Origin of the sequence: Citrobacter sp. Res13-Sevr-PEB04-36 (assembly GCF_015672735.1) — a bacterium.
GTDB lineage: Bacteria > Pseudomonadota > Gammaproteobacteria > Enterobacterales > Enterobacteriaceae > Citrobacter.
Genome location: NZ_JADABY010000014.1, coordinates 146,003 through 167,806, shown reverse-complemented (window position 1 = coordinate 167,806; position 21,804 = coordinate 146,003). Strand labels below are relative to the sequence as shown.

Annotated in this window: 16 protein-coding genes; 10 read left to right on the top strand and 6 right to left on the bottom strand. The window is 53.7% G+C overall.

From position 1 onward, the window contains the following. Positions 1 to 49 precede the first annotated feature (49 nt). Complete coding sequence (locus IMQ48_RS04170) at positions 50 to 1,768, bottom strand: DUF4153 domain-containing protein (protein WP_196208024.1); 1,719 nt, start codon at positions 1,766 to 1,768, stop codon at positions 50 to 52. Between the two features lie 378 nt (positions 1,769 to 2,146). Here IMQ48_RS04170 and pckA point away from each other — a divergent pair, with 378 nt between their 5' ends. Then, a complete protein-coding gene (pckA, locus tag IMQ48_RS04165) occupies positions 2,147 to 3,769 on the top strand; it encodes a phosphoenolpyruvate carboxykinase (ATP) (protein WP_196208023.1) in 1,623 nt (540 codons plus the stop codon). An 80-nt stretch (positions 3,770 to 3,849) separates the two neighbouring features. Here the strand turns inward: pckA and envZ are convergent, their stop codons facing one another. Next, positions 3,850 to 5,202 (bottom strand): two-component system sensor histidine kinase EnvZ, encoded by a 1,353-nt coding sequence (envZ, locus tag IMQ48_RS04160; RefSeq protein ID WP_196208022.1) that lies wholly within the window; start codon positions 5,200 to 5,202, stop codon positions 3,850 to 3,852. Next, positions 5,199 to 5,918, bottom strand: coding sequence for a two-component system response regulator OmpR (gene ompR / locus IMQ48_RS04155; RefSeq protein ID WP_001157751.1), 720 nt, complete (start codon positions 5,916 to 5,918; stop codon positions 5,199 to 5,201). The genes envZ and ompR overlap by 4 nt, the downstream gene beginning before the upstream one ends. A gap of 226 nt (positions 5,919 to 6,144) precedes the next feature. Here ompR and greB point away from each other — a divergent pair, with 226 nt between their 5' ends. The 6 genes from greB to IMQ48_RS04125 all read left to right on the top strand — a co-directional run bounded on the left by greB (position 6,145) and on the right by IMQ48_RS04125 (position 13,426). Beyond that, positions 6,145 to 6,618, top strand: a complete 474-nt coding sequence (greB, locus tag IMQ48_RS04150; protein WP_005121627.1) for a transcription elongation factor GreB — start codon at positions 6,145 to 6,147, stop codon at positions 6,616 to 6,618. Between the two features lie 96 nt (positions 6,619 to 6,714). Then, the gene (locus tag IMQ48_RS04145) at positions 6,715 to 9,048 is read left to right on the top strand and encodes a Tex family protein (protein WP_196208021.1); all 2,334 of its coding nucleotides are present in this window, start codon (positions 6,715 to 6,717) and stop codon (positions 9,046 to 9,048) included. A gap of 431 nt (positions 9,049 to 9,479) precedes the next feature. Continuing rightward, positions 9,480 to 9,707, top strand: a complete 228-nt coding sequence (feoA, locus tag IMQ48_RS04140; RefSeq protein WP_096759266.1) for a ferrous iron transporter A — start codon at positions 9,480 to 9,482, stop codon at positions 9,705 to 9,707. Positions 9,708 to 9,725: 18 nt separating this feature from the next. Continuing rightward, positions 9,726 to 12,044: a Fe(2+) transporter permease subunit FeoB gene (feoB, locus tag IMQ48_RS04135; RefSeq protein ID WP_196208020.1), complete on the top strand. Its 2,319-nt coding sequence runs from the start codon at positions 9,726 to 9,728 to the stop codon at positions 12,042 to 12,044. An 11-nt stretch (positions 12,045 to 12,055) separates the two neighbouring features. After that, a complete protein-coding gene (feoC, locus tag IMQ48_RS04130) occupies positions 12,056 to 12,292 on the top strand; it encodes a [Fe-S]-dependent transcriptional repressor FeoC (RefSeq protein ID WP_003023516.1) in 237 nt (78 codons plus the stop codon). A gap of 195 nt (positions 12,293 to 12,487) precedes the next feature. Further along, positions 12,488 to 13,426: an Rpn family recombination-promoting nuclease/putative transposase gene (locus IMQ48_RS04125; RefSeq protein WP_196208019.1), complete on the top strand. Its 939-nt coding sequence runs from the start codon at positions 12,488 to 12,490 to the stop codon at positions 13,424 to 13,426. Positions 13,427 to 13,471: 45 nt separating this feature from the next. On the opposite strand, the gene bioH is transcribed toward IMQ48_RS04125, so the two are convergent. Continuing rightward, positions 13,472 to 14,242 (bottom strand): pimeloyl-ACP methyl ester esterase BioH, encoded by a 771-nt coding sequence (gene bioH / locus IMQ48_RS04120; protein WP_196208018.1) that lies wholly within the window; start codon positions 14,240 to 14,242, stop codon positions 13,472 to 13,474. A gap of 37 nt (positions 14,243 to 14,279) precedes the next feature. Between bioH and gntX the strand changes: the two genes are divergently transcribed. The 3 genes from gntX (at position 14,280) to gntT (ending at position 17,230) form a co-directional block, all read left to right on the top strand. Then, complete coding sequence (gene gntX, locus IMQ48_RS04115) at positions 14,280 to 14,963, top strand: DNA utilization protein GntX (protein WP_196208017.1); 684 nt, start codon at positions 14,280 to 14,282, stop codon at positions 14,961 to 14,963. A 58-nt stretch (positions 14,964 to 15,021) separates the two neighbouring features. Continuing rightward, positions 15,022 to 15,597, top strand: a complete 576-nt coding sequence (nfuA, locus tag IMQ48_RS04110; RefSeq protein WP_196208016.1) for a Fe-S biogenesis protein NfuA — start codon at positions 15,022 to 15,024, stop codon at positions 15,595 to 15,597. Positions 15,598 to 15,913: 316 nt separating this feature from the next. Beyond that, positions 15,914 to 17,230 carry a gluconate transporter gene (gene gntT, locus IMQ48_RS04105; protein ID WP_045448464.1) on the top strand — a complete coding sequence of 439 codons (1,317 nt, stop codon included), beginning with the start codon at positions 15,914 to 15,916 and terminating at the stop codon, positions 17,228 to 17,230. Between the two features lie 31 nt (positions 17,231 to 17,261). On the opposite strand, the gene malQ is transcribed toward gntT, so the two are convergent. Continuing rightward, positions 17,262 to 19,349 (bottom strand): 4-alpha-glucanotransferase, encoded by a 2,088-nt coding sequence (gene malQ, locus IMQ48_RS04100; RefSeq protein WP_196208015.1) that lies wholly within the window; start codon positions 19,347 to 19,349, stop codon positions 17,262 to 17,264. Between the two features lie 9 nt (positions 19,350 to 19,358). Next, positions 19,359 to 21,752 carry a maltodextrin phosphorylase gene (gene malP / locus IMQ48_RS04095; RefSeq protein WP_196208014.1) on the bottom strand — a complete coding sequence of 798 codons (2,394 nt, stop codon included), beginning with the start codon at positions 21,750 to 21,752 and terminating at the stop codon, positions 19,359 to 19,361. Between the last annotated feature and the right edge of the window lie 52 nt (positions 21,753 to 21,804).

Sequence of the window (21,804 nt, the reverse complement as noted above, 5' to 3'; positions counted from 1 at the left end):
TTCTTAGCCCGGCAGACAGTCCATTCTGCCGGGTTATCTATTCCTGCTCTTACTCAGCGTAGTAGTTAATCTCTAACCGTTCCCCATCAATGGTGATATCCCGCCAGATTCTGGGGGCTGAAGTCAGCGTATGGTTAGCCACCGCCTGCAAAAGCTTCTCCTTCGTGAATTCATCAGCTAGCTGGGCTGTACCAAGCAAAGACCATTGCTTTTCCTTCATGCCAAAGATCAGACTCTCTCCATCACCAAAAGCATAGAGCACCTGCTCCGGCTGACCATCCGCGTTAAGATCCTGATTCACTAACACACACGCATCCTGCTCGATACAGGAAGTAATGCGATAGCTTTGTTGTTTTACAAACAGCCAGAATGCCTCATCAGGTTTCTTGCTACCTGGAGCAATCATCACTACCGGTGCCAGTTGCGTCGCGGTCAGTTCCCGCATAGGGTCAATGTTTCCGCGTAAAATGGCATTTAAATCACGCTTGCGCTTACTCTCTTTATTGAAGGCTTCATCTTTTTGTAACGCCGCCAACGCAGCACGTCCCGGTTTTCCGCTATTGCGCAGCATGTACAGACTGACCTGATCCGCCGTATTTTTACCGCTGTAGTACCGTGCCATATGGCTGTTGACGCTAATGCGCCAGGCATCAAGTACTGGCGAGGTCAACAGAATCAGTAGCCCCAATGCCAGCAACGAAACGCCAAGAATAACCTTGCCCTGAATGTCCAGTGGATTGCGTCCTCGACACAAAAGGCTCACCAGATAGCCGAGTGACCAAACCAGCAGTACAACAACTACCAGCACGCCATGTAAACGCTCAGGCGTCCAGCCATACTGGTGAATTCGCACCCAGAGTGCCCAACCGGCAATCAGCATATAAATGGGCGCAACTACCAGTGCGAATTTGATCAGATAGCGTAGCGCGCCGGGATAAGGTAACGCGTCTTTTTGCGGCTCACGCACGATTGCCATCAACAGCAGGAGGAGCAACGTCAGCGTCGACATCAGCCCCGCGGCAGAAACCCTCTGCGAGATAGCCTCCAGCCCGGTAAACGGTAATGTCAGCATAAACATCAGTGCTAACAGCGCCACCAGAGGTAGCAGACCTGTGGCAATAAACGTCAGTAGCTTTTGTACTGCCGTAACCAAACGTGACTCCGTACGCGCCAGCACCACCGCCAGCGCGGTAATAAGACCTAACGCCACATAGACAAACCAGTCGGTCTCAAAGAACAGTGTTTTAAAGAAGGTGATACCCACCAGCTTAAACATCTCGCTCCATAGCAGGAGCACCATCCAGAACAGACCGTTCGCCACAAAAACAATCAGCAACGTCAGTACGTTAAGCCATAACTGAGTGTAAAACTGCGGATATCGCGCCTGAGCGGTATCCGTGTGGAGATGGTATTGAATCCACGGTAATGCCAGCATCCCCATAAGCAGTAAACGCCAACCGAAGATAAAGAAAACCTCATCCTGCGCCCACTTATTGCTCCCCTCAACATGCCACTTCAGCCACACACCCATCGCCAGCACAACGCAGAAGATCAGCGCCATCCAACACCACAGCGCCCGCTGTTTAAAAGAGACCACTGTAAGCAAAAGCGCCGAAGTCAGTGCCACCGTCGCGGGCATGCCATAAAACAACCAGCCGTCATTATGGGGCACCAGATATGTCATTAGCAGGTAGCACACTATGCCCTGTAACAAGCCGAGAAAAACCATGCCCCAACGCGTCGTACGTGAAAGCTCAACACTGTCCATGTCGTTTTCCAGAATGAAGAGAAAACCTAATTATCGCATCAACTTCACAATTTTGAGCACTAACAGGCTGATTTCAGACAGTCACTACGGGAAGTGAATCGATATTGTTTATGTATGAGTTACGTTATTTTCCTACATGAATGCGATTACACTCACAAGATTCCCGCCAAATATACTCTCCATTAACGTTTTAAGAACATTTTCCACAACAAAAAAGGGTTTCCTGCCATAATATCCGCCTCTTTGTGACAGGAGTCGCAGCGTATTCAGTTATCTGTGAATTTTCCGGATGCGTAAATCTATGAGCCTTGTCGCGGTTAGCAATCCCTAAAAAACCTTACTATTCCAGGTAATACATATTGGCTAAGGAGCAGTGAAATGCGTGTGAACAACAGTTTAACCCCGCAAGATCTCGAGGCTTATGGTATCAATGACGTTCAGGATATCGTTTACAATCCAAGCTACGACCTGCTGTACCAGGAAGAACTTGATCCAAACCTGGAAGGCTACGAGCGCGGAGTGTTGACTAATCTGGGTGCCGTTGCTGTTGATACCGGTATCTTTACCGGGCGTTCGCCAAAGGATAAGTATATTGTCCGTGACGACACCACGCGAGATACGCTCTGGTGGTCCGACAAAGGTAAAGGTAAGAACGACAACAAACCGCTCTCCCAGGAAACCTGGCAGCACCTGAAAGGATTAGTCACCCATCAACTATCAGGCAAACGCCTGTTTATCGTTGATGCATTCTGCGGCGCGAACGCTGATACCCGTCTTTCTGTACGTTTTATTACTGAAGTCGCCTGGCAGGCGCATTTCGTTAAAAATATGTTCATCCGCCCAAACGATGAAGAACTGATTGATTTTAAACCTGATTTCATCGTAATGAACGGTGCAAAATGCACCAACCCGCAATGGAAAGAACAGGGGCTCAACTCTGAGAACTTCGTGGCCTTCAACCTGACTGAACGCATTCAGTTAATTGGCGGAACCTGGTACGGCGGCGAGATGAAAAAAGGGATGTTCTCCGTCATGAACTACCTGCTGCCGCTGAAGGGCATTGCCTCCATGCACTGCTCGGCAAACGTCGGTGAAAAAGGTGATGTGGCGGTGTTCTTTGGCCTGTCCGGTACCGGTAAAACCACACTGTCTACCGACCCGAAACGTCGTCTGATTGGCGATGACGAGCACGGCTGGGACGACGACGGTGTGTTCAACTTCGAAGGCGGCTGCTACGCGAAGACCATCAAGCTGTCTAAAGATGCAGAGCCGGAAATCTACAATGCGATTCGTCGTGACGCTCTGCTGGAAAACGTCACCGTACGTGAAGACGGTACTATCGATTTCGATGACGGTTCTAAAACCGAGAATACCCGCGTTTCCTACCCGATTTATCACATCGATAATATCGTTAAGCCGGTGTCAAAGGCGGGCCATGCCACTAAGGTTATCTTCCTGACCGCTGATGCCTTTGGCGTTCTGCCACCGGTATCTCGTCTGACGGCTGATCAAACTCAGTACCATTTCCTGTCTGGCTTTACCGCCAAACTGGCCGGGACTGAACGCGGCGTGACTGAACCAACCCCAACCTTCTCTGCCTGCTTCGGTGCGGCATTCCTGTCACTGCACCCGACGCAGTATGCAGAAGTTCTGGTGAAACGCATGCAGGCTGCCGGTGCGCAGGCCTATCTGGTCAACACGGGCTGGAACGGTACTGGCAAACGTATCTCTATTAAAGATACCCGCGCCATTATTGATGCCATCCTGAACGGTTCTCTGGATAACGCAGAAACGTTCCGTCTGCCAATGTTTGACCTGGCAATCCCAACCGAACTACCGGGAGTAGACACGCGCATTCTCGATCCGCGTAATACCTACGCGTCACCAGAACAATGGCAGGAAAAAGCCAATGCGCTGGCAAAACTGTTTATCGAGAACTTCGAAAAGTATACCGACACCCCTGCAGGTGCTGCATTAGTCAGCGCCGGTCCGAAGCTGTAATAAGTAGACTCGTAGGCCTGATAAGCGTAGCGTCATCAGGCTGTTAAAGAGATGAAAAGGGAGGCGAAAGCCTCCCTTTTTTATGCGTCTTTGGTTGTTCCCGGTATACGGGAAACAGGAACCGGTAGCCAGGCGCGGATCGACAGCCCACCGCGTTCACTGGTGCCAATTTCCAGCATCCCGTTATGGTTATCGATGATGCGCTGCACGATCGCCAGGCCCAGACCGGTACCGCTGGTACTGCGGGCACTGTCGCCGCGTACAAACGGCTGGAACAGATGCTTACGCTGCTCCGGTTTGATGCCCGGACCATCATCCTCGACCTGGAACCAGGCGCGATGCGGCTCTGTGCCACTGCTAACCTTGATCCAGCCGTTACCGTAACGGGCAGCGTTCACCACCATATTGGCGACCGCGCGTTTGATCGACAGCGGATGCATCTTCACCTGAATAAAGCCAGGCTGCAGCGCGGTATCAATCTCACGTTCGTAACCGCTTTCTGCGGCAACGACTTCTCCTAACACCGCGTTCAGATCCGCCATCTCCATCGGCATTTCCTGACCAGTGCGCAGGTAATCGATAAACTGCTCGATAATGGCGTTACACTCTTCAATGTCTTTATTGATGGACTCTGCGAGGTAGCCGTCTTCTTCCCCCATCATCTCCGTCGCCAGGCGAATACGCGTCAGCGGCGTACGCAAATCGTGGCTCACCCCGGCCATCAGCAGCGTTCGGTCATCGGCCAGTTGCTTCACGCCCGCAGCCATATGGTTGAAGGCACGGGTCACCGAGCGCACCTCAGAGGCGCCATATTCGCGTAGTGGCGGAGGAATAATGCCTTTACCCACCTGCAACGCCGCATGTTCCAGATCCACCAATGGTCGGTTCTGGATACGAATAAACAGCCACGCACCGCCAATTGCCAGCAGCATGATCGCCAGCGTATAGCGGAACAGCGGCGAGAAATCGCCCTGATGAATTTCAGTGAGAGGAACGCGAACCCAGATGTTCGGAGACAGCCAGGTTTTCAGCCACACGACCGGCGAGCTTTTGTTGACCTCAACGCGAACTTCCGTCGGGCCGCCCAGCTGCTGCGCCATCTGATGACTTAAGAATTCATAGTGCTGCGCCCAACGCAACCCCGCTTCTTCAGCGGCTTCGTTGGAATAGAGGGAAATCCCCAGCTCACGGTAAATTTCCCGGCGGAATGCGGGAGGCACCACCAGTTGCGTGCCGTCCTCCAACTGCAGTTTATCGGTCATCAGCATACGGACTTCGTAGGCCAGGACCTTATTAAACTGCTGGAGGCTAGGCAGGATCGCGAAGTTCAGCACCACCAGATAAGTCGTCACCAGGCTGGCGAACAGCAAGGTGACGATGAGCAATAACGTGCGAGCAAACGAACTTCGTGGCGAGAAGCGCATTCGCCTCATGCTTTAGAACCGTCCGGAACAAAGACGTAGCCCAGACCCCATACGGTCTGAATGTAACGTGGATGGGCCGGATCTTCTTCTACCATACGACGCAGACGGGAAATCTGCACGTCAATAGAACGTTCCATTGCAGAGTATTCGCGACCACGGGCCAGGTTCATCAGCTTATCGCGGGACAGCGGTTCACGCGGGTGACTGACCAGCGCTTTCAGCACAGCAAATTCACCGCTGGTCAGCGGCATAGGTTCATCTTCACGGAACATCTCACGGGTGCCGAGGTTCAGCTTAAACTTACCAAAGGCAATAACTGCTTCTTCCTGAGACGGCGCGCCCGGCAGTTCGTTAGCCTGACGACGCAGTACGGCACGAATACGCGCCAGCAGCTCACGTGGGTTAAACGGTTTCGGGATGTAGTCGTCAGCGCCGATTTCCAGTCCAACAATACGGTCAACCTCTTCACCTTTCGCCGTCACCATAATGATCGGCATTGGGTTGCTCTGGCTACGCAGGCGGCGGCAAATTGACAGACCGTCTTCACCAGGCAGCATCAAATCCAGTACCATAAGGTGGAAGGATTCACGGGTCAGCAGACGATCCATCTGCTCAGCGTTTGCGACGCTTCGAACCTGGAAGCCCTGCTCGGTCAGATAACGTTCCAGTAGCGCGCGCAGGCGCATGTCGTCATCGACCACCAGAATCTTATAGTTCTCTTGCATTGTTATTACTCCCAAAGGTTCGCAACAATTGTAAGTGTGTATTCTTAAGAAAGCTCACCTGAGTAACCAGCAAATTCTGGTATAAATTCCAGGCTAAATTGTTACAAAGCATATTAAACAGCAGCTTAAGTATACAATGTTTCTCGTAATACATTATTTATTCTGTTGATATGCTCACGTAATACTAATTGTGCTCATCATCACAGAATCAAGGTAAAACAATAAGATGAAAACGCCCCTGATAACCCGTGAAGGGTATGAAAAACTCAAACAAGAGCTGAATTACCTCTGGCGTGAAGAGCGCCCGGAAGTCACCAAGAAAGTGACCTGGGCTGCCAGTCTGGGTGACCGCAGTGAAAACGCTGACTACCAGTATAATAAAAAACGCCTGCGCGAGATCGACAGACGCGTCCGTTATTTGACCAAGTGCATGGAGAATCTGAAAATTGTCGATTACTCCCCGCAGCAAGAAGGCAAAGTGTTCTTTGGCGCATGGGTCGAGATTGAAAATGATGACGGCGATATCCGCAAATTTCGCATTGTCGGCTACGATGAAATCTTTGGTCGTAAGGATTACATCTCTATCGACTCACCGATGGCGCGCGCTCTTCTCAAAAAAGAGGTCGGCGATCTCGCGGTAGTGAACACCCCTGCCGGGGAAGCAAGTTGGTACGTGAATGAGATTGAGTACGTTAAATAAGACGGAACAATCCGAAGCCCCTGCTGATGACTGGCATTTTTGCCAGTCAATCCGTATAACTATCCCCTGATTTTTATCCTAAAGACGAAGCTATCCATGATGAATGATTCTTTCTGCCGCATTATCGCAGGTGAAATTCAGGCTCGTGCTGAACAGGTAGAAGCTGCCGTTCGCCTGCTTGATGAAGGGAACACCGTGCCGTTTATCGCACGTTATCGTAAGGAAATCACCGGCGGTCTGGATGACACGCAGTTGCGTAATCTGGAGACCCGTCTGGGATATCTGCGGGAACTGGAAGACCGCCGTCAGGCGATCCTCAAATCTATCGGCGAGCAAGGCAAACTGACCGACGATCTGGCGAAAGCGATCAACGGCACGTTAAGTAAGACCGAACTCGAAGACCTCTACCTGCCGTACAAACCTAAACGCCGCACCCGTGGGCAAATCGCCATTGAAGCGGGTCTTGAGCCGCTGGCCGACCTGCTGTGGAACGATCCCTCTCACGACCCGGAAACCGAAGCAGCCAAATACCTCAATGCCGAAAACGGCGTGGCGGATACCAAAGCCGCTCTCGACGGCGCGCGCTACATTCTGATGGAGCGTTTTGCCGAAGACGCCGCGCTGCTGGCAAAAGTCCGTGATTACCTGTGGAAGAACGCCCATCTGGTTTCCATCGTAGTGAGCGGGAAAGAAGAGGAAGGTGCCAAATTCCGCGATTACTTCGATCACCACGAACCTATTTCCACTGTTCCTTCTCACCGTGCGCTGGCGATGTTCCGTGGGCGTAACGAAGGCGTACTGCAGCTTTCTCTGAATGCCGATCCACAGTTCGATGAGCCGCCAAAAGAGAGTCACGGCGAGCAGATAATTCGCGATCATCTGGGTCTGCGTCTGAACAACGCACCGGCGGACAGCTGGCGTAAAGGCGTTGTCAGTTGGACATGGCGCATCAAGGTGCTGATGCACCTCGAAACCGAACTGATGGGCACCGTGCGCGAACGTGCGGAAGATGAGGCCATTAACGTCTTTGCCCGCAACCTGCACGACCTGCTGATGGCCGCCCCGGCCGGGCTGAGCGCCACCATGGGTCTCGATCCTGGCCTGCGTACCGGTGTGAAGGTCGCGGTTGTTGACGGGACCGGCAAGCTGGTCGCAACCGACACCATTTATCCGCATACCGGGCAGGCAGCCAAAGCCGCCGTTGCGGTGGCCGCGCTGTGCGAAAAATACAACGTTGAGCTGGTGGCGATTGGCAACGGTACCGCATCGCGTGAGACCGAACGCTTCTTCCTCGACGTGCAGAAACAGTTCCCGAAAGTCACCGCACAAAAAGTAATTGTCAGCGAAGCCGGGGCCTCCGTGTACTCTGCTTCTGAACTGGCGGCGCTGGAGTTCCCGGATCTCGACGTTTCACTGCGTGGCGCGGTCTCTATTGCCCGCCGTCTGCAGGATCCGCTGGCAGAACTGGTGAAAATCGACCCGAAATCGATCGGTGTCGGCCAGTACCAGCACGACGTTAGCCAGACCCAGCTTGCCCGTAAACTGGATGCGGTAGTCGAGGACTGCGTAAACGCCGTCGGCGTTGATCTGAATACCGCCTCCGTTCCGCTGTTGACTCGCGTAGCCGGTTTAACCCGCATGATGGCGCAGAATATTGTTGCCTGGCGTGATGAGAACGGTCAGTTCCAGAACCGTCAGCAGTTACTAAAAGTCAGCCGTCTGGGGCCCAAAGCCTTTGAGCAATGCGCGGGCTTCCTGCGCATTAACCACGGCGATAACCCGCTGGATGCCTCAACCGTTCACCCGGAAGCCTATCCGATAGTGGAACGCATTCTGGCCGCCACCGAGCAGTCGCTGCGCGACCTGATGGGCAACAGCACCGAATTGCGTAACCTGAAAGCAGCCGACTTTACCGACGAGCGCTTCGGGGTGCCGACCGTAACCGACATCATCAAAGAGCTGGAAAAACCGGGTCGTGACCCGCGTCCTGAGTTCAAAACCGCACAGTTTGCTGACGGTGTAGAAACCATGAACGATCTGCTGCCGGGGATGATTCTGGAAGGCGCGGTCACCAACGTCACTAACTTCGGCGCGTTTGTCGATATCGGCGTTCACCAGGACGGTCTGGTGCACATCTCCTCGTTGTCGAACAAGTTCGTCGAAGATCCACACACCGTGGTGAAAGCGGGCGACATCGTGAAGGTAAAAGTGCTGGAAGTTGATCTGCCACGTAAGCGTATCGCCCTGACCATGCGTCTGGACGAACAGCCGGGTGAAACCAATACTCGTCGCAGCGGCGGCAGTAACGAACGCGCGCCGGGTAACCGCCCGGCGCCGAAAGCCGCGAAACCGCGCGGCCGTGAAGCGCAGTCAGCCGGTAACAGCGCGATGATGGATGCATTAGCGGCGGCAATGGGTAAAAAACGCTAGTGTAGATCGTGTGCCGGATGGCGGTGTAAACACCTTGTCCGGCCTGGTTGTCGCAATTAATTTATAGGCCGGACAAGACGCGCGAGCGTCACAATCCGGCATATTTATTATATTTACCGCTTCCCAATACAATATATTTATCACTTTATTAACAGCTGAAACCTTAATTAAACATTAATAAATTCCAATAGTTTCGCCCTCTAATCATTCGTGTCAGACCTGAATAAATGTTGAGCCATATCAAAATTGACTCAAATTATTATCCAATCCTACATTCCGTCACATTTAATGTATTGATGATAGAAACCATTCTCATTATCATTGTTTTGTTGATTATTTACTCTTTCCTTCGTTGGCTAATCATCTGGTCTCATGCCGCCTTGTCGCCCCATGAGGTAATCATCCAGTTAGCGAGATATAAGTAGGTCCCTATGCAATTCACTCCAGACACTGCGTGGAAAATTACCGGTTTTTCTCGTGATATCAGCCCGGCGTACCGACAGAAGCTCTTGTCGCTCGGCATGCTGCCAGGCTCATCGTTCAATGTGGTTCGCATCGCCCCGTTAGGCGATCCTATCCATATTGAAACACGCCGAGTCAGCCTGGTGTTGCGGAAAAAAGATCTGGCGTTATTAGAAGTGGAAGCGGTTTCCTGTTAATACAGTGAGTCTATAAAAATGAAAAAACTAACCATTGGTTTAATTGGTAATCCTAATTCCGGCAAGACAACATTATTCAATCAGCTTACCGGCGCGCGTCAGCGTGTGGGTAACTGGGCTGGCGTTACCGTTGAGCGCAAAGAAGGTCATTTCTCAACGACTGACCATCAGGTTACGCTGGTGGATTTACCCGGCACCTATTCTTTGACGACCATCTCATCGCAGACTTCTCTCGATGAGCAAATTGCCTGTCACTATATCTTAAGCGGCGACGCTGACCTGCTGATCAACGTGGTTGATGCCTCAAACCTCGAGCGTAACCTCTACCTGACGCTGCAACTGCTTGAGTTGGGCATCCCCTGCATCGTCGCGCTGAACATGCTGGACATTGCTGAGAAACAGCAAATCCGGATTGATATCGATGCCCTTTCCGCTCGTCTGGGCTGCCCGGTGGTGCCGCTGGTCTCAACCCGCGGTCGCGGGATTGAAGCACTGAAGCTGGCTATCGATCGCTACAAAGAAAACGACACCGTCGAGCTGGTACATTATGCCCAACCGCTGCTGCGTGAAGCCGAGTCTCTGGCTGACGCGATGGCCAAAGAGATGCCGCAGCAACAACGTCGCTGGCTCGGTCTGCAGATGCTGGAAGGCGATATCTACAGCCGCGCCTACGCGGGTGATGCGGCACAAAATCTGGATGCCGCGCTGACTCGCCTGAGTGAAACAATGGACGATCCGGCGCTGCATATTGCTGATGCACGTTACCAGTGCATTGCCGCCATCTGCGATACCGTCAGCAACACCCTGACCGCAGAGCCAAGCCGCTTCACCACCGCGGTCGATAAGGTCGTACTTAATCGCTTCCTCGGCCTGCCAGTATTTCTGTTCGTGATGTACCTGATGTTCCTGCTCGCCATTAACATCGGTGGCGCGCTGCAGCCGCTGTTTGACGTCGGTTCCGTGGCACTCTTTATCCATGGTATTCAGTGGATTGGCTACACCCTGCATTTCCCGGACTGGCTAACCATCTTCCTGGCGCAGGGTCTTGGCGGCGGGATTAACACCGTGCTGCCGCTGGTGCCGCAAATCGGCATGATGTACCTGTTCCTCTCGTTCCTCGAAGACTCCGGCTATATGGCGCGTGCTGCGTTTGTGATGGACCGTTTGATGCAGGCACTGGGATTACCGGGTAAATCGTTTGTCCCGCTAATTGTCGGCTTCGGCTGTAACGTCCCTTCCGTGATGGGCGCACGCACGCTGGATGCACCGCGTGAACGTCTGATGACCATCATGATGGCGCCGTTTATGTCCTGCGGTGCGCGTCTGGCGATTTTCGCCGTGTTTGCTGCGGCGTTCTTTGGCCAGAACGGTGCGCTGGCCGTCTTCTCACTGTACGTACTGGGTATCGTCATGGCGGTACTGACCGGTCTGATGCTCAAGCACACCATTATGCGTGGCGAAGCCACACCGTTCGTGATGGAGCTGCCGGTTTACCATGTACCGCACGTTAAAAGCCTGGTCATTCAGACCTGGCAGCGCCTGAAAGGCTTTGTCCTGCGCGCCGGTAAAGTCATCATCATCGTCAGTATTTTCCTCAGCGCGTTTAACAGTTTCTCACTGAGCGGAAAAATCGTCGATAACATCAACGACTCGGCGCTGGCGTCCGTCAGTCGCGTAATCACCCCTATCTTCAAACCGATTGGCGTACACGAAGATAACTGGCAGGCCACCGTGGGTCTGTTCACCGGGGCCATGGCAAAAGAAGTGGTTGTCGGTACGCTGAATACGCTCTATACCGCTGAAAATATTCAGGAAGAAGAGTTCAACCCGGCCGAGTTCAACCTCGGTGACGAGTTGGCAGGTGCGCTGGGTGAAACCTGGCAAAGTCTGAAAGACACCTTCAGCCTGAGCGTGCTGGCTAACCCTATCGAAGCCAGCAAAGGCGACGGTGAGATGGCAACCGGCGCAATGGGCGTGATGGGTGCGAAGTTCGGCAGCGCTGCCGCCGCATATAGCTACCTGATTTTCGTTCTGCTGTATGTACCGTGCATTTCAGTGATGGGGGCCATCGCACGTGAATCCAGCCGCGGCTGGATGGGCTTCTCCATTCTGTGGGGCCTGAATATCGCCTACTCTCTGTCAACGCTGTTTTACCAGGCAGTCAGCTACAAAGAACACCCCACCTACAGTCTGGTGTGCATTTTAGCCGTCATTCTGTTTAACATCGTGTTGCTGGGAATGCTGCGCCGCGCCCGCAGTCGAGTGGATATCGAACTACTGGCGACCAATAAGACGCCGAGTTCCTGCTGTGCCAGCACCACCGGCGATTGCCACTAGGGCGGTAGATGATGGCATCGCTTATCCAGGTGCGTGATTTACTGGCTCTGCGGGGGCGTATGGAGGCAACACAAATCAGCCATACGCTGCATACCCCGCAGCCAATGATTGACGCCATGCTGAATCAGTTAGAAAAGATGGGTAAGGCCGTACGTATTCAGGAAGATGCCGACGGGTGTCTTTCTGGAAGCTGCAAGAGCTGCCCGGAAGGAAAAGCCTGTCTGCGCGAGTGGTGGGCGTTGCGCTAATCTGTTGCGATATGCCGGATAAAGCATTCATGCCACTATCCGGCGTTTTGTGTACCAGGTTCCGCAAAAAAACCGTTGTTTCAGCAAACTAGATTTATCCTCCGGCCCTCTACGCATCGTCAAGAATATGGGGATGCACGCCATCGCTCTGACAAGTAGAGTCTCGTCATCTTGTTCTTCAGGTGACGGACCGCCATGAATACTGACGCTACACCTACGCCGCATGACGCGATTTTCAAAACTTTTTTGAACCACCCAGCTACTGCGCAAGATTTTCTTCAACTCCATCTACCAGACGCTTTACGTGCTATTTGCGACCTGAAAACACTGAAGCTGGAATCGGGAAGCTTTATTGAAGACGATTTGCGCGCCTACTATTCCGACGTTCTGTGGTCGCTAAAAACGCGCGAAGGTGATGGCTATATTTACACTATCATTGAACATCAGAGTACCGCTGATGCCCATATGGCGTTTCGGCTTATACGTTATGCCATTGCTGTAATGCAGCGACATCTGGATACGGGGCACAAGAAACTTCCACTGGTTATACCCATGCTTTTTTACCACGGCACAACCAGCCCCTATCCCTACTCACTGTGTTGGCTGGACGAGTTTGACGACCCGAAAGCAGCCAGACAACTTTATGCCACGGCGTTTCCACTGGTAGATATTACGATAATACCGGATGACGAGATCATGCAGCATCGCCGCATGGCATTGCTGGAACTGATCCAAAAGCACATCCGTAAACGCGATTTAATGGGGTTAGTAGAGAAACTGGTCACCCTGCTTGTTAAAGGACACGCTAATGACAACCAGTTGAAAGCACTGTTTAATTACCTTGTGCAGGCTGGTGACTCAACACATTTTACTGAGTTTATTCAACAAGTCGCCGAACGTTTACCTCAGCAAAAGGAAAGATTGATGACGATCGCCGAAAGATTACGTCAGGAAGGTCACAGGAATGGGTTACAAGAAGGGTTACAAACTGGGCTACAAACGGGCTTGCAACAAGGTAAGCGAGAGGAAGCATTACGTATTGCAGCAACCATGCAGGCCGATGGTATCGACAAACTGACAATCCTCAGAATTACCGGCCTGATGGCTGAAGACCTGGCGGCGAAAGATCATTGATCGCCTGGCCCGGCTAGCGTCGCGTAACCGGGCAAGCCAACAGAGCTATATCTGCTGCTTCAACGCCACCAGCGCTGCGCAGAACTCAGCAGGATGCGAAATGAACGGCGCATGTGCCGCTTTGGCAAATACCAACGACTCACTCTGCGGCCACAGTGCATCCAACATCGGCACCACTTTACGCGGCACCAGCCCATCAAGATAGCCGTACAAACGCAGGAACGGCATATTCAGGGCACTGAGCGATTCACGCAAATCGACCGTTTTCAGGATCTCCAGCCCACCATTCAGCACTGCCACATCCGGCATCGGTAACGCCAGCACTGTTTTCTTCAGCGCCCGTGCATCCTGACGCGCCGTTTCCGTACCCATAGTTTGCAGCGCCAGGAAACGTTCCACCGTCCGCTGGAAGTCTTCGCTAAGCTGCTGCTGGAAGCCCGCCAGCACTTCAGGCTTAATGCCCGGCCACTCGTCGCGCGCGCTAAAGCATGGCGAAGAGGCGACGGTAACCAGCGCCTGAACGCGCTCAGGATGGGTTAACGCTACCTGGCTTGCCACCAGCCCGCCCAAACTCCAGCCCAGCCAGATGGCGTTCTCCGGAGCCTGTTGCAAAACGCACTCCGTCATTTCTTCCAGCGGCATCGCACCAAAACCCTGACTGCGCCCAAATCCCGGTAAATCGACCAGGTGCAGCGTGAAATGCGAGCTCAATTCCTCACTTATGCAATGCCAGACTTCCGCATTCAGTCCCCATCCGTGCAGCAGCACAAGATGGCAATTTCCCGAGCCACGGGTCTGCCACCAGATGTCATTCATCAGTTACTGTTCTCTTTTGACCAACAAGGATGAACCTATGCTAACAGTACCAGGATTGTGCTGGCTATGCCGAATGCCGTTGATGCTCGGACATTGGGGAATGTGTTCCGTCTGCACGCGGGCGACACGGCATCATGTCTGCCTGTGCCCGCAGTGTGGGCTGCCCGCCGCCCACCCCAACATTCCCTGCGGACGCTGCTTGCAAAAACCACCGCCATGGCAGCGACTGATTGCAGTCAGCGACTACGTGCCACCACTGAGCGGGCTTATCCAGCAGCTCAAGTTTTCCCGGCGCAGTGAAATCGCCACCGCACTATCACGCCTGCTGTTGCTGGATGTATTGCAGGCTCGCCGCACCGGAGGGTTTCCCCGACCGGACCGCCTTATCAGCGTTCCTCTCTGGCAACGCCGTCATTGGCGCAGAGGATTTAACCAAAGCGACTTACTGTGTCGCCCATTAGCCCACTGGCTTTGCTGCGACTGGGACAGCCAGGCCATCACTCGGGTTCGGCCCACCGCCACACAGCACCATCTCAGCGCCCGATTACGCAAGCGCAACCTGAAAAATGCGTTTCGCCTTGAATTGCCGGTACAGGGACTCCATATGGTTGTTGTGGATGATGTCGTCACTACCGGAAGTACCGTCGCGGAGATTGCGCAGCTACTTTTACGCAACGGCGCGGCGACTGTCCAGGTATGGTGCCTGTGTCGAACCTTGTAGAGCCTCGATGATGGGCGTATTATAACCAAGTAAAATAGTCAACTATTAGGCCATTACTATGATCCATATTTCCGATGCTGCACAAGCGCACTTTGCCAAACTGCTGGCAAATCAGGAAGAAGGGACACAAATTCGCGTATTTGTGATTAATCCCGGCACGCCTAACGCTGAATGCGGCGTTTCTTATTGCCCGCCGGACGCCGTGGAAGCAACCGACACCGCCATCAAATTTTCCCTGCTGACCGCTTATGTTGATGAACTGAGCGCACCGTACCTGGAAGAGGCAGAAATCGATTTCGTCACCGACCAGTTAGGCTCCCAGCTGACCCTGAAAGCACCTAACGCAAAAATGCGTAAGGTATCTGATGACGCACCGCTGATGGAACGCGTGGAGTATATGCTGCAGTCGCAGATCAACCCACAACTGGCCGGCCACGGTGGTCGTGTGACCCTGATGGAAATCACCGAAGAAGGTTATGCCATTCTGCAATTTGGCGGCGGCTGTAACGGCTGTTCAATGGTCGATGTCACGCTGAAAGAAGGCATCGAGAAACAGCTGTTGGGTGAATTCCCGGAGCTGAAAGGCGTTCGCGATTTGACCGAACACCAGCGCGGCGAACACTCTTACTACTAAGCCCCGTTTGTATTTTCCCGGTGGATTTTTGTTCACCGGGCTAACATTCCTCCGCACGGCCTCTGCAACACTCTCCGTTATAATTTGACCTGCCTCTCATAATTTAAATTTTGCCTGCCCAGGTGATTTTCAATCACCACATGTTACCCGTATCATTATCGCACGCACCAGGAACACTCATAACAGCCAGCTAAACTACGTAGTTTTGAAGGCAATCAGCATTGGTGCCGTAAAAAATCTGTTCCCGGTCGGGACAATAAGAATTTGTCATCTAAACACTGACGTTACCCATAACAAAGTAAAGGCCAGGTAAATCATGCCATTAGTCATCGTTGCTATCGGTGTAATCTTGTTACTCCTCCTGATGATCCGTTTCAAAATGAACGGCTTCATCGCTCTCGTCCTGGTGGCGCTTGCTGTCGGATTGATGCAAGGGATGCCACTGGATAAAGTCATCGGTTCTATTAAAGCCGGCGTCGGCGGAACCCTTGGCAGCCTCGCCCTGATTATGGGTTTTGGCGCCATGCTGGGCAAAATGCTGGCAGACTGCGGCGGTGCGCAACGTATTGCCACCACGCTGATTGCTAAATTCGGCAAAAAGCACATCCAGTGGGCGGTAGTATTAACCGGCTTCACCGTGGGCTTTGCGCTGTTCTACGAAGTGGGCTTCGTGCTGATGCTGCCGCTGGTGTTCACCATCGCTGCCGCCGCGAACATCCCGCTGCTGTATGTAGGTGTGCCAATGGCCGCCGCGCTGTCTGTGACCCACGGCTTCTTGCCGCCACACCCGGGTCCGACCGCAATTGCCACCATTTTCCACGCCGATATGGGTAAAACCCTGCTGTTTGGTACGATTCTGGCGATCCCGACCGTTATTCTGGCCGGTCCGGTGTACGCACGTTTCCTGAAGGGCATTGATAAGCCAATCCCGGAAGGTCTGTACAGCGCAAAAACCTTCACTGAAGAAGAAATGCCAGGCTTTGGCGTCAGTGTCTGGACCTCTCTGGTTCCGGTCGTGCTGATGGCGATGCGTGCTATCGCAGAGATGATCCTGCCGAAAGGTCATGCTTTCCTGCCGGTTGCAGAGTTCCTCGGTGACCCGGTGATGGCAACGCTGATTGCCGTTCTGATTGCGATGTTCACCTTTGGTCTGAACCGTGGGCGTTCGATGGACCAGATTAACGACACGCTGGTGTCCTCCATCAAGATAATCGCGATGATGCTGCTGATTATCGGCGGTGGTGGTGCGTTCAAACAGGTGCTGGTGGATAGCGGCGTCGACAAATATATCGCCTCCATGATGCATGAAACCAACGTCTCTCCGCTGCTGATGGCATGGTCAATTGCCGCTGTACTGCGTATCGCGCTGGGTTCTGCTACCGTGGCAGCCATCACCGCAGGTGGGATTGTGGCGCCGCTGATTGCGACGACCGGTGTGAGCCCTGAGCTGATGGTTATTGCAGTAGGCTCCGGTTCCGTCATCTTCTCCCACGTGAACGATCCGGGCTTCTGGCTGTTCAAGGAGTACTTCAACCTGACCATCGGCGAGACCATCAAGTCATGGTCAATGCTGGAAACCATTATTTCAGTATGCGGTCTGGTAGGATGCCTGCTGTTAAATATGGCTATCTGATGTAAAAAAGCCGGGATTTTCCCGGCTTTTTTTACTTCTTCTTCGCAGCCGCTTTTCGGCGCTTATCCAAATCCTTAATCAGCTTGTTCACGCCGTCATCGGCAAACATCGCCTCAAGCGTCGTCGTCAGCTTACGCCGCCAGTTTTTGTACTGGTCGCTGGTGCCCGGAATATTGACCGGTTCCGCCATATCCAGCCAGTCCTCCGGCTGCAGGCCCAGCAGCGCGCTGTTACTGTCGGCGATGTAGCGTTGCATGCCCCGATTAAGAATCGGCGTCATCGACATCAGCGACGCCTTGTGCCCGGCACGTTTTGGCAGGCAACCGTATTTGTGCAACGCATCCAGCAGGCCTTGCTTCGCCAGTTCCCGGTCCTGATACAGCCCACTCAGCACAGCCTCATCCGGGTACAGCCCCAGCGTTTTGCCAAGCGTCAGGTCACCGCTGTCCCAATAGCCTTTAAGCGTCGGAAGGTCATGCGTCGCCGCGACAGCCATGGATTGTTCCGGGTACGCCTGCGGCGCGCGGAAGTTCTTCTCATGGTCATTCTCAAAATAGAGCACTTTGTAGGAATACACGCCGCTGTCACGCAGTTTGCCGACAATTTCTACCGGTACGGTACCCAGATCTTCACCAATCACCATACAGTGATGACGCTGACTTTCCAGCGCCAGGATAGAAAGCAGATCGTCGACCGGATAATGCACGTAGGCGCCGTGATCGGCGGTTTCGCCGTAGGGGATCCACCACAAACGCAGCATCGACATTACATGGTCGATACGCAGCGCCCCGCAGTTCTGCATATTGGCACGCAGCAGTTCGATAAACGGCTCGTAGGCGCGCGCGGTGATGATATGCGGATCCATCGGCGGTAGGCCCCAGTTCTGTCCGAGCGGACCAAGAATATCCGGCGGTGCACCAACGGACGCTTTCAGGCAGTACAGCTCACGGTCACACCAGGTTTCCGCCCCACCTTCTGCTACGCCGACCGCCAAGTCGCGGTACAGCCCAACAGGCATCGCAAAGCCCTGGCTGGTTTCCCAGCAGGCAGCAAACTGGGTATACGCCAGCCACTGTAGCCAGAGGTAAAAATCCACCTCATCGCGGTGTTCTGCACAGAACTCTTTCACCGCCGGTGAGTCCACCGACCGGAAGTCTTCCGGCCACGCAGGCCAGCCCCAGCGAGATTCATCTTCTTTCACCTGATACGCATGCAGCGCGTCAAACGCCGCTTGCCAGTACAGGCTGTCACCTTCTTGAGCAACAAAACGACGGAATGCCGCCATCTGCTCATCATCACGCACAGAGAACCCTTTCCATGCCAGACGTAGCGCGGTCATCTTCAGCGTGGTCACGGTGGTGTAATCCACCCACTCGGCATCGCGGGCCTGTTGCAGGGCTTGCTTCGTGGCAGGCTTCTGCCACCAGGCCTGCGCCGCTTTGCTAAGACGGAAGTCCTCTACCGCATTCACATCAATGTAGATCACATTCAGCCAACGGCGTGAAGACGGACTATACGGGCTGGCGCTCTCCGGGTTCGCCGGATACAGCGCGTGGATCGGGTTGAGGCCAATAAACGCCCCGCCACGCTTAGCGACTTCCGGCAACATCACCTTCAGGTCGCCAAAATCGCCAATCCCCCAGTTGTTCTCTGAACGCAGGGTATAGAGCTGGACGCAGGCGCCCCACAGCTTTTTCCCGACCAGCAGCGCCTGTGGCTCATAGCAACGTTTTGGCGCGACGATAATACGACAATGGCTACGCGTCTCGCCCTGAGTCAGGGTGAGCGTGTGATATCCCTCAGGCAACTTCGCCGGGAGGTGAAAAGATTTACCGCCAGTGGCGTGTCCTTTGTGCTGCACACCGTCTTCGGTAGTCAGCAGCCAGCTAAATTCACCACTTCCTTCAACCGCCAGCGGCATTTTTTTGCCGACGGTATACACCATCACGTTTGGCACCGGAGCCTCCGCCACTTTCGTGGCGGTAGTAGTACGATGCATGGCGTCAAGCAAACGCCGTTTGGTGTCGGCGCCAATAGACTGCGGTTTACCGTGGGCATTAATGTAATTGGGGCTGATCCCCGCCGCCAGCGCGGCATTATCCAGACGTTTGCTTTCCATCGCGGTTCCTTAGCGTTTTGCCTGCCAGATACGAGCCTGATAATCGCGGATAGAGCGATCCGAGCTGAACATGCCACAGCGTGCGGTATTCAGGATCGCTGCCCGGGTCCAGGCTTCCTGGTCACGGTACAACACGTCAACCTGCTTCTGGGCCTCAACGTAGGCGGCGAAGTCGGCCATCACCAGATAAGGGTCACCGCCCTGCTTGCCGATGCTGTGCAGCATCTGATCAAAAGCGTGTTTGTCACCGTCGCTGTATTTGCCGCTTTCCAGCTCTTTCAGTACCGCATCCAGCACTTTGTCTTTCTTGCGCCATTTCACCGGGTCATAGCCTTTCGCCTTCAGCGCCTTCACCTCTTCCACGGTGTGGCCAAAGATAAAGATATTCTCATCACCAACCTTCTCGGCGATTTCGACGTTTGCCCCGTCCAGCGTGCCCACCGTTAACGCGCCGTTCAGCGCCAGCTTCATGTTGCCGGTGCCGGACGCTTCTTTGCCCGCCGTCGAGATCTGCTCAGAGATATCCGCCGCTGGGATCAGCATTTCCGCCGCCGAGACACAATAATCCGGCAGGAATACCACCTTCAACTTGTCGCCGACGTGCGGATCGTTATTAATGGTTTCCGCCACTTTGTTGATAGCAAAGATGATGTTTTTCGCCAGGTAGTAACCCGGTGCCGCTTTCGCGCCAAACAGGAATACACGCGGGACGCGATCCGCCTGCGGGTTCTCGCGAATTTCTTTATACAACGCCAGGATATGCAGCAGATTCAGGTGCTGACGCTTGTACTCATGCAGACGTTTGATCTGAATATCAAAGATGGCATCGGTAGTGATTTCAATCCCGGTACGCGCTTTAATAAACGCCACCAGACGCTGTTTGTTTGCCAGCTTGATATCGCGATACTGCTGACGGAACTTCGCATCGTCGGCGTATTTTTCCAGGTTGATCAGTTGGTCGAGGTCGTTGGCCCACTCTTTCTTCAGTGATTTATCCAGCAGCGCAGCAAGCGCCGGGTTGCACTGCTTGATCCAACGACGCGGGGTGATCCCGTTGGTGACGTTATGGAATTTGTTCGGCCACAGCTGGTGATACTCCGGGAACAAGTCTTTCACGACCAGATCAGAGTGCAGCGCCGCCACGCCGTTGACCGCAAAGCCACTGACCACGCACAGGTTAGCCATACGCACCTGCTTGTTGTGCACAACCGCCAGCTTCGCCCACACCGCATCATCGCCTGGCCAGGTCTTCTCGACCAGTTTCTTAAAGCGGTCGTTAATCTCTTTGATGATCTGCATATGACGCGGCAGCAGCGCTTTTATCAGTTTCTCATCCCAACACTCCAGCGCTTCCGGCATCAAAGTATGGTTGGTGTAGGCAAACGTCTTGCTGGTGATCGCCCATGCGTCGTCCCAGCTCATCTGATGCTCGTCAATCAATACGCGTAGCAGCTCAGGAATCGCGATGGTCGGGTGGGTGTCGTTCAGCTGAATGACTTCGAAATCAGCCAGCTCATGCAGCTTACGCCCTGCCAGATGATGTCGGCGCAGAATATCGGCTACCGAACAGGCACACTGGAAGTACTGCTGCATCAGGCGCAGTTTCTTGCCCGCCGTGTGGTTATCGTTCGGGTACAGCACTTTAGTCAGTTTTTCAGCGTCGATACCTTGCTGCTCTGCACGCAGGAAATCGCCGTCGTTGAATTTGGTCAGGTTAAACGGATGCGCGTGGCTGGCCTGCCACAGACGCAGCGGTTGCGCCACGCCGTTGCGATAACCGAGCACCGGCAGATCCCAGGCCTGGCCGGTGATGATAAACCCGGGCGTCCAGTGACCTTCTTTGCTGACTTTGCCGCCAATACCGACCTGCACATCCAGCGCCTCATTATGACGGAACCACGGATAGCTTCCGCGATGCCAGTCATCCGGGGCTTCCATCTGTTGACCATCGGCAAACGACTGACGGAACAGGCCGTACTGGTAATTCAAGCCGTAGCCCGTCGCAGATTGCCCCACCGTCGCCATAGAGTCGAGGAAACAGGCTGCCAGGCGTCCCAAACCGCCGTTGCCCAGCGCCGGATCGGTTTCTTCTTCCAGCAGATCGGTCAAATTGATGTCGTGCGCTTTCAGCTCATCGCTCACCCCTTGATACCAACCCAGATTAAGCAGGTTATTGCCCGTCAGGCGACCAATCAAAAACTCCATCGAGATGTAGTTAACATGACGCTGGTTTTTGGCCGGTTTCGCCACAGGCTGGGCGCTGAGCAATTCAGCCAACGCCCCACTCACGGCCTGCCACCACTGACGTGATGTCATTTCGTGAGCCGACAGTAATCCAAAGCGCTGCCACTGACGTGTCAGGGCCGCCTGAAAGTGATCTTTGTTGAAGGTTGGCTGTGACATAGAGGTTCCAGATCCTTTAGGTAATAAAACAACGTTATCGCTAGTTTGCCAG

What these genes read in the sequence shown, in the direction of transcription:
- IMQ48_RS04170 (WP_196208024.1), bottom strand. Translation starts at nt 1,768, where the DNA reads ATGGACAGTGTTGAGCTTTCACGTACGACGCGTTGGGGCATGGTTTTT.
- pckA (WP_196208023.1), top strand. Translation starts at nt 2,147, where the DNA reads ATGCGTGTGAACAACAGTTTAACCCCGCAAGATCTCGAGGCTTATGGT.
- envZ (WP_196208022.1), bottom strand. Translation starts at nt 5,202, where the DNA reads ATGAGGCGAATGCGCTTCTCGCCACGAAGTTCGTTTGCTCGCACGTTA.
- ompR (WP_001157751.1), bottom strand. Translation starts at nt 5,918, where the DNA reads ATGCAAGAGAACTATAAGATTCTGGTGGTCGATGACGACATGCGCCTG.
- greB (WP_005121627.1), top strand. Translation starts at nt 6,145, where the DNA reads ATGAAAACGCCCCTGATAACCCGTGAAGGGTATGAAAAACTCAAACAA.
- IMQ48_RS04145 (WP_196208021.1), top strand. Translation starts at nt 6,715, where the DNA reads ATGATGAATGATTCTTTCTGCCGCATTATCGCAGGTGAAATTCAGGCT.
- feoA (WP_096759266.1), top strand. Translation starts at nt 9,480, where the DNA reads ATGCAATTCACTCCAGACACTGCGTGGAAAATTACCGGTTTTTCTCGT.
- feoB (WP_196208020.1), top strand. Translation starts at nt 9,726, where the DNA reads ATGAAAAAACTAACCATTGGTTTAATTGGTAATCCTAATTCCGGCAAG.
- feoC (WP_003023516.1), top strand. Translation starts at nt 12,056, where the DNA reads ATGGCATCGCTTATCCAGGTGCGTGATTTACTGGCTCTGCGGGGGCGT.
- IMQ48_RS04125 (WP_196208019.1), top strand. Translation starts at nt 12,488, where the DNA reads ATGAATACTGACGCTACACCTACGCCGCATGACGCGATTTTCAAAACT.
- bioH (WP_196208018.1), bottom strand. Translation starts at nt 14,242, where the DNA reads ATGAATGACATCTGGTGGCAGACCCGTGGCTCGGGAAATTGCCATCTT.
- gntX (WP_196208017.1), top strand. Translation starts at nt 14,280, where the DNA reads ATGCTAACAGTACCAGGATTGTGCTGGCTATGCCGAATGCCGTTGATG.
- nfuA (WP_196208016.1), top strand. Translation starts at nt 15,022, where the DNA reads ATGATCCATATTTCCGATGCTGCACAAGCGCACTTTGCCAAACTGCTG.
- gntT (WP_045448464.1), top strand. Translation starts at nt 15,914, where the DNA reads ATGCCATTAGTCATCGTTGCTATCGGTGTAATCTTGTTACTCCTCCTG.
- malQ (WP_196208015.1), bottom strand. Translation starts at nt 19,349, where the DNA reads ATGGAAAGCAAACGTCTGGATAATGCCGCGCTGGCGGCGGGGATCAGC.
- malP (WP_196208014.1), bottom strand. Translation starts at nt 21,752, where the DNA reads ATGTCACAGCCAACCTTCAACAAAGATCACTTTCAGGCGGCCCTGACA.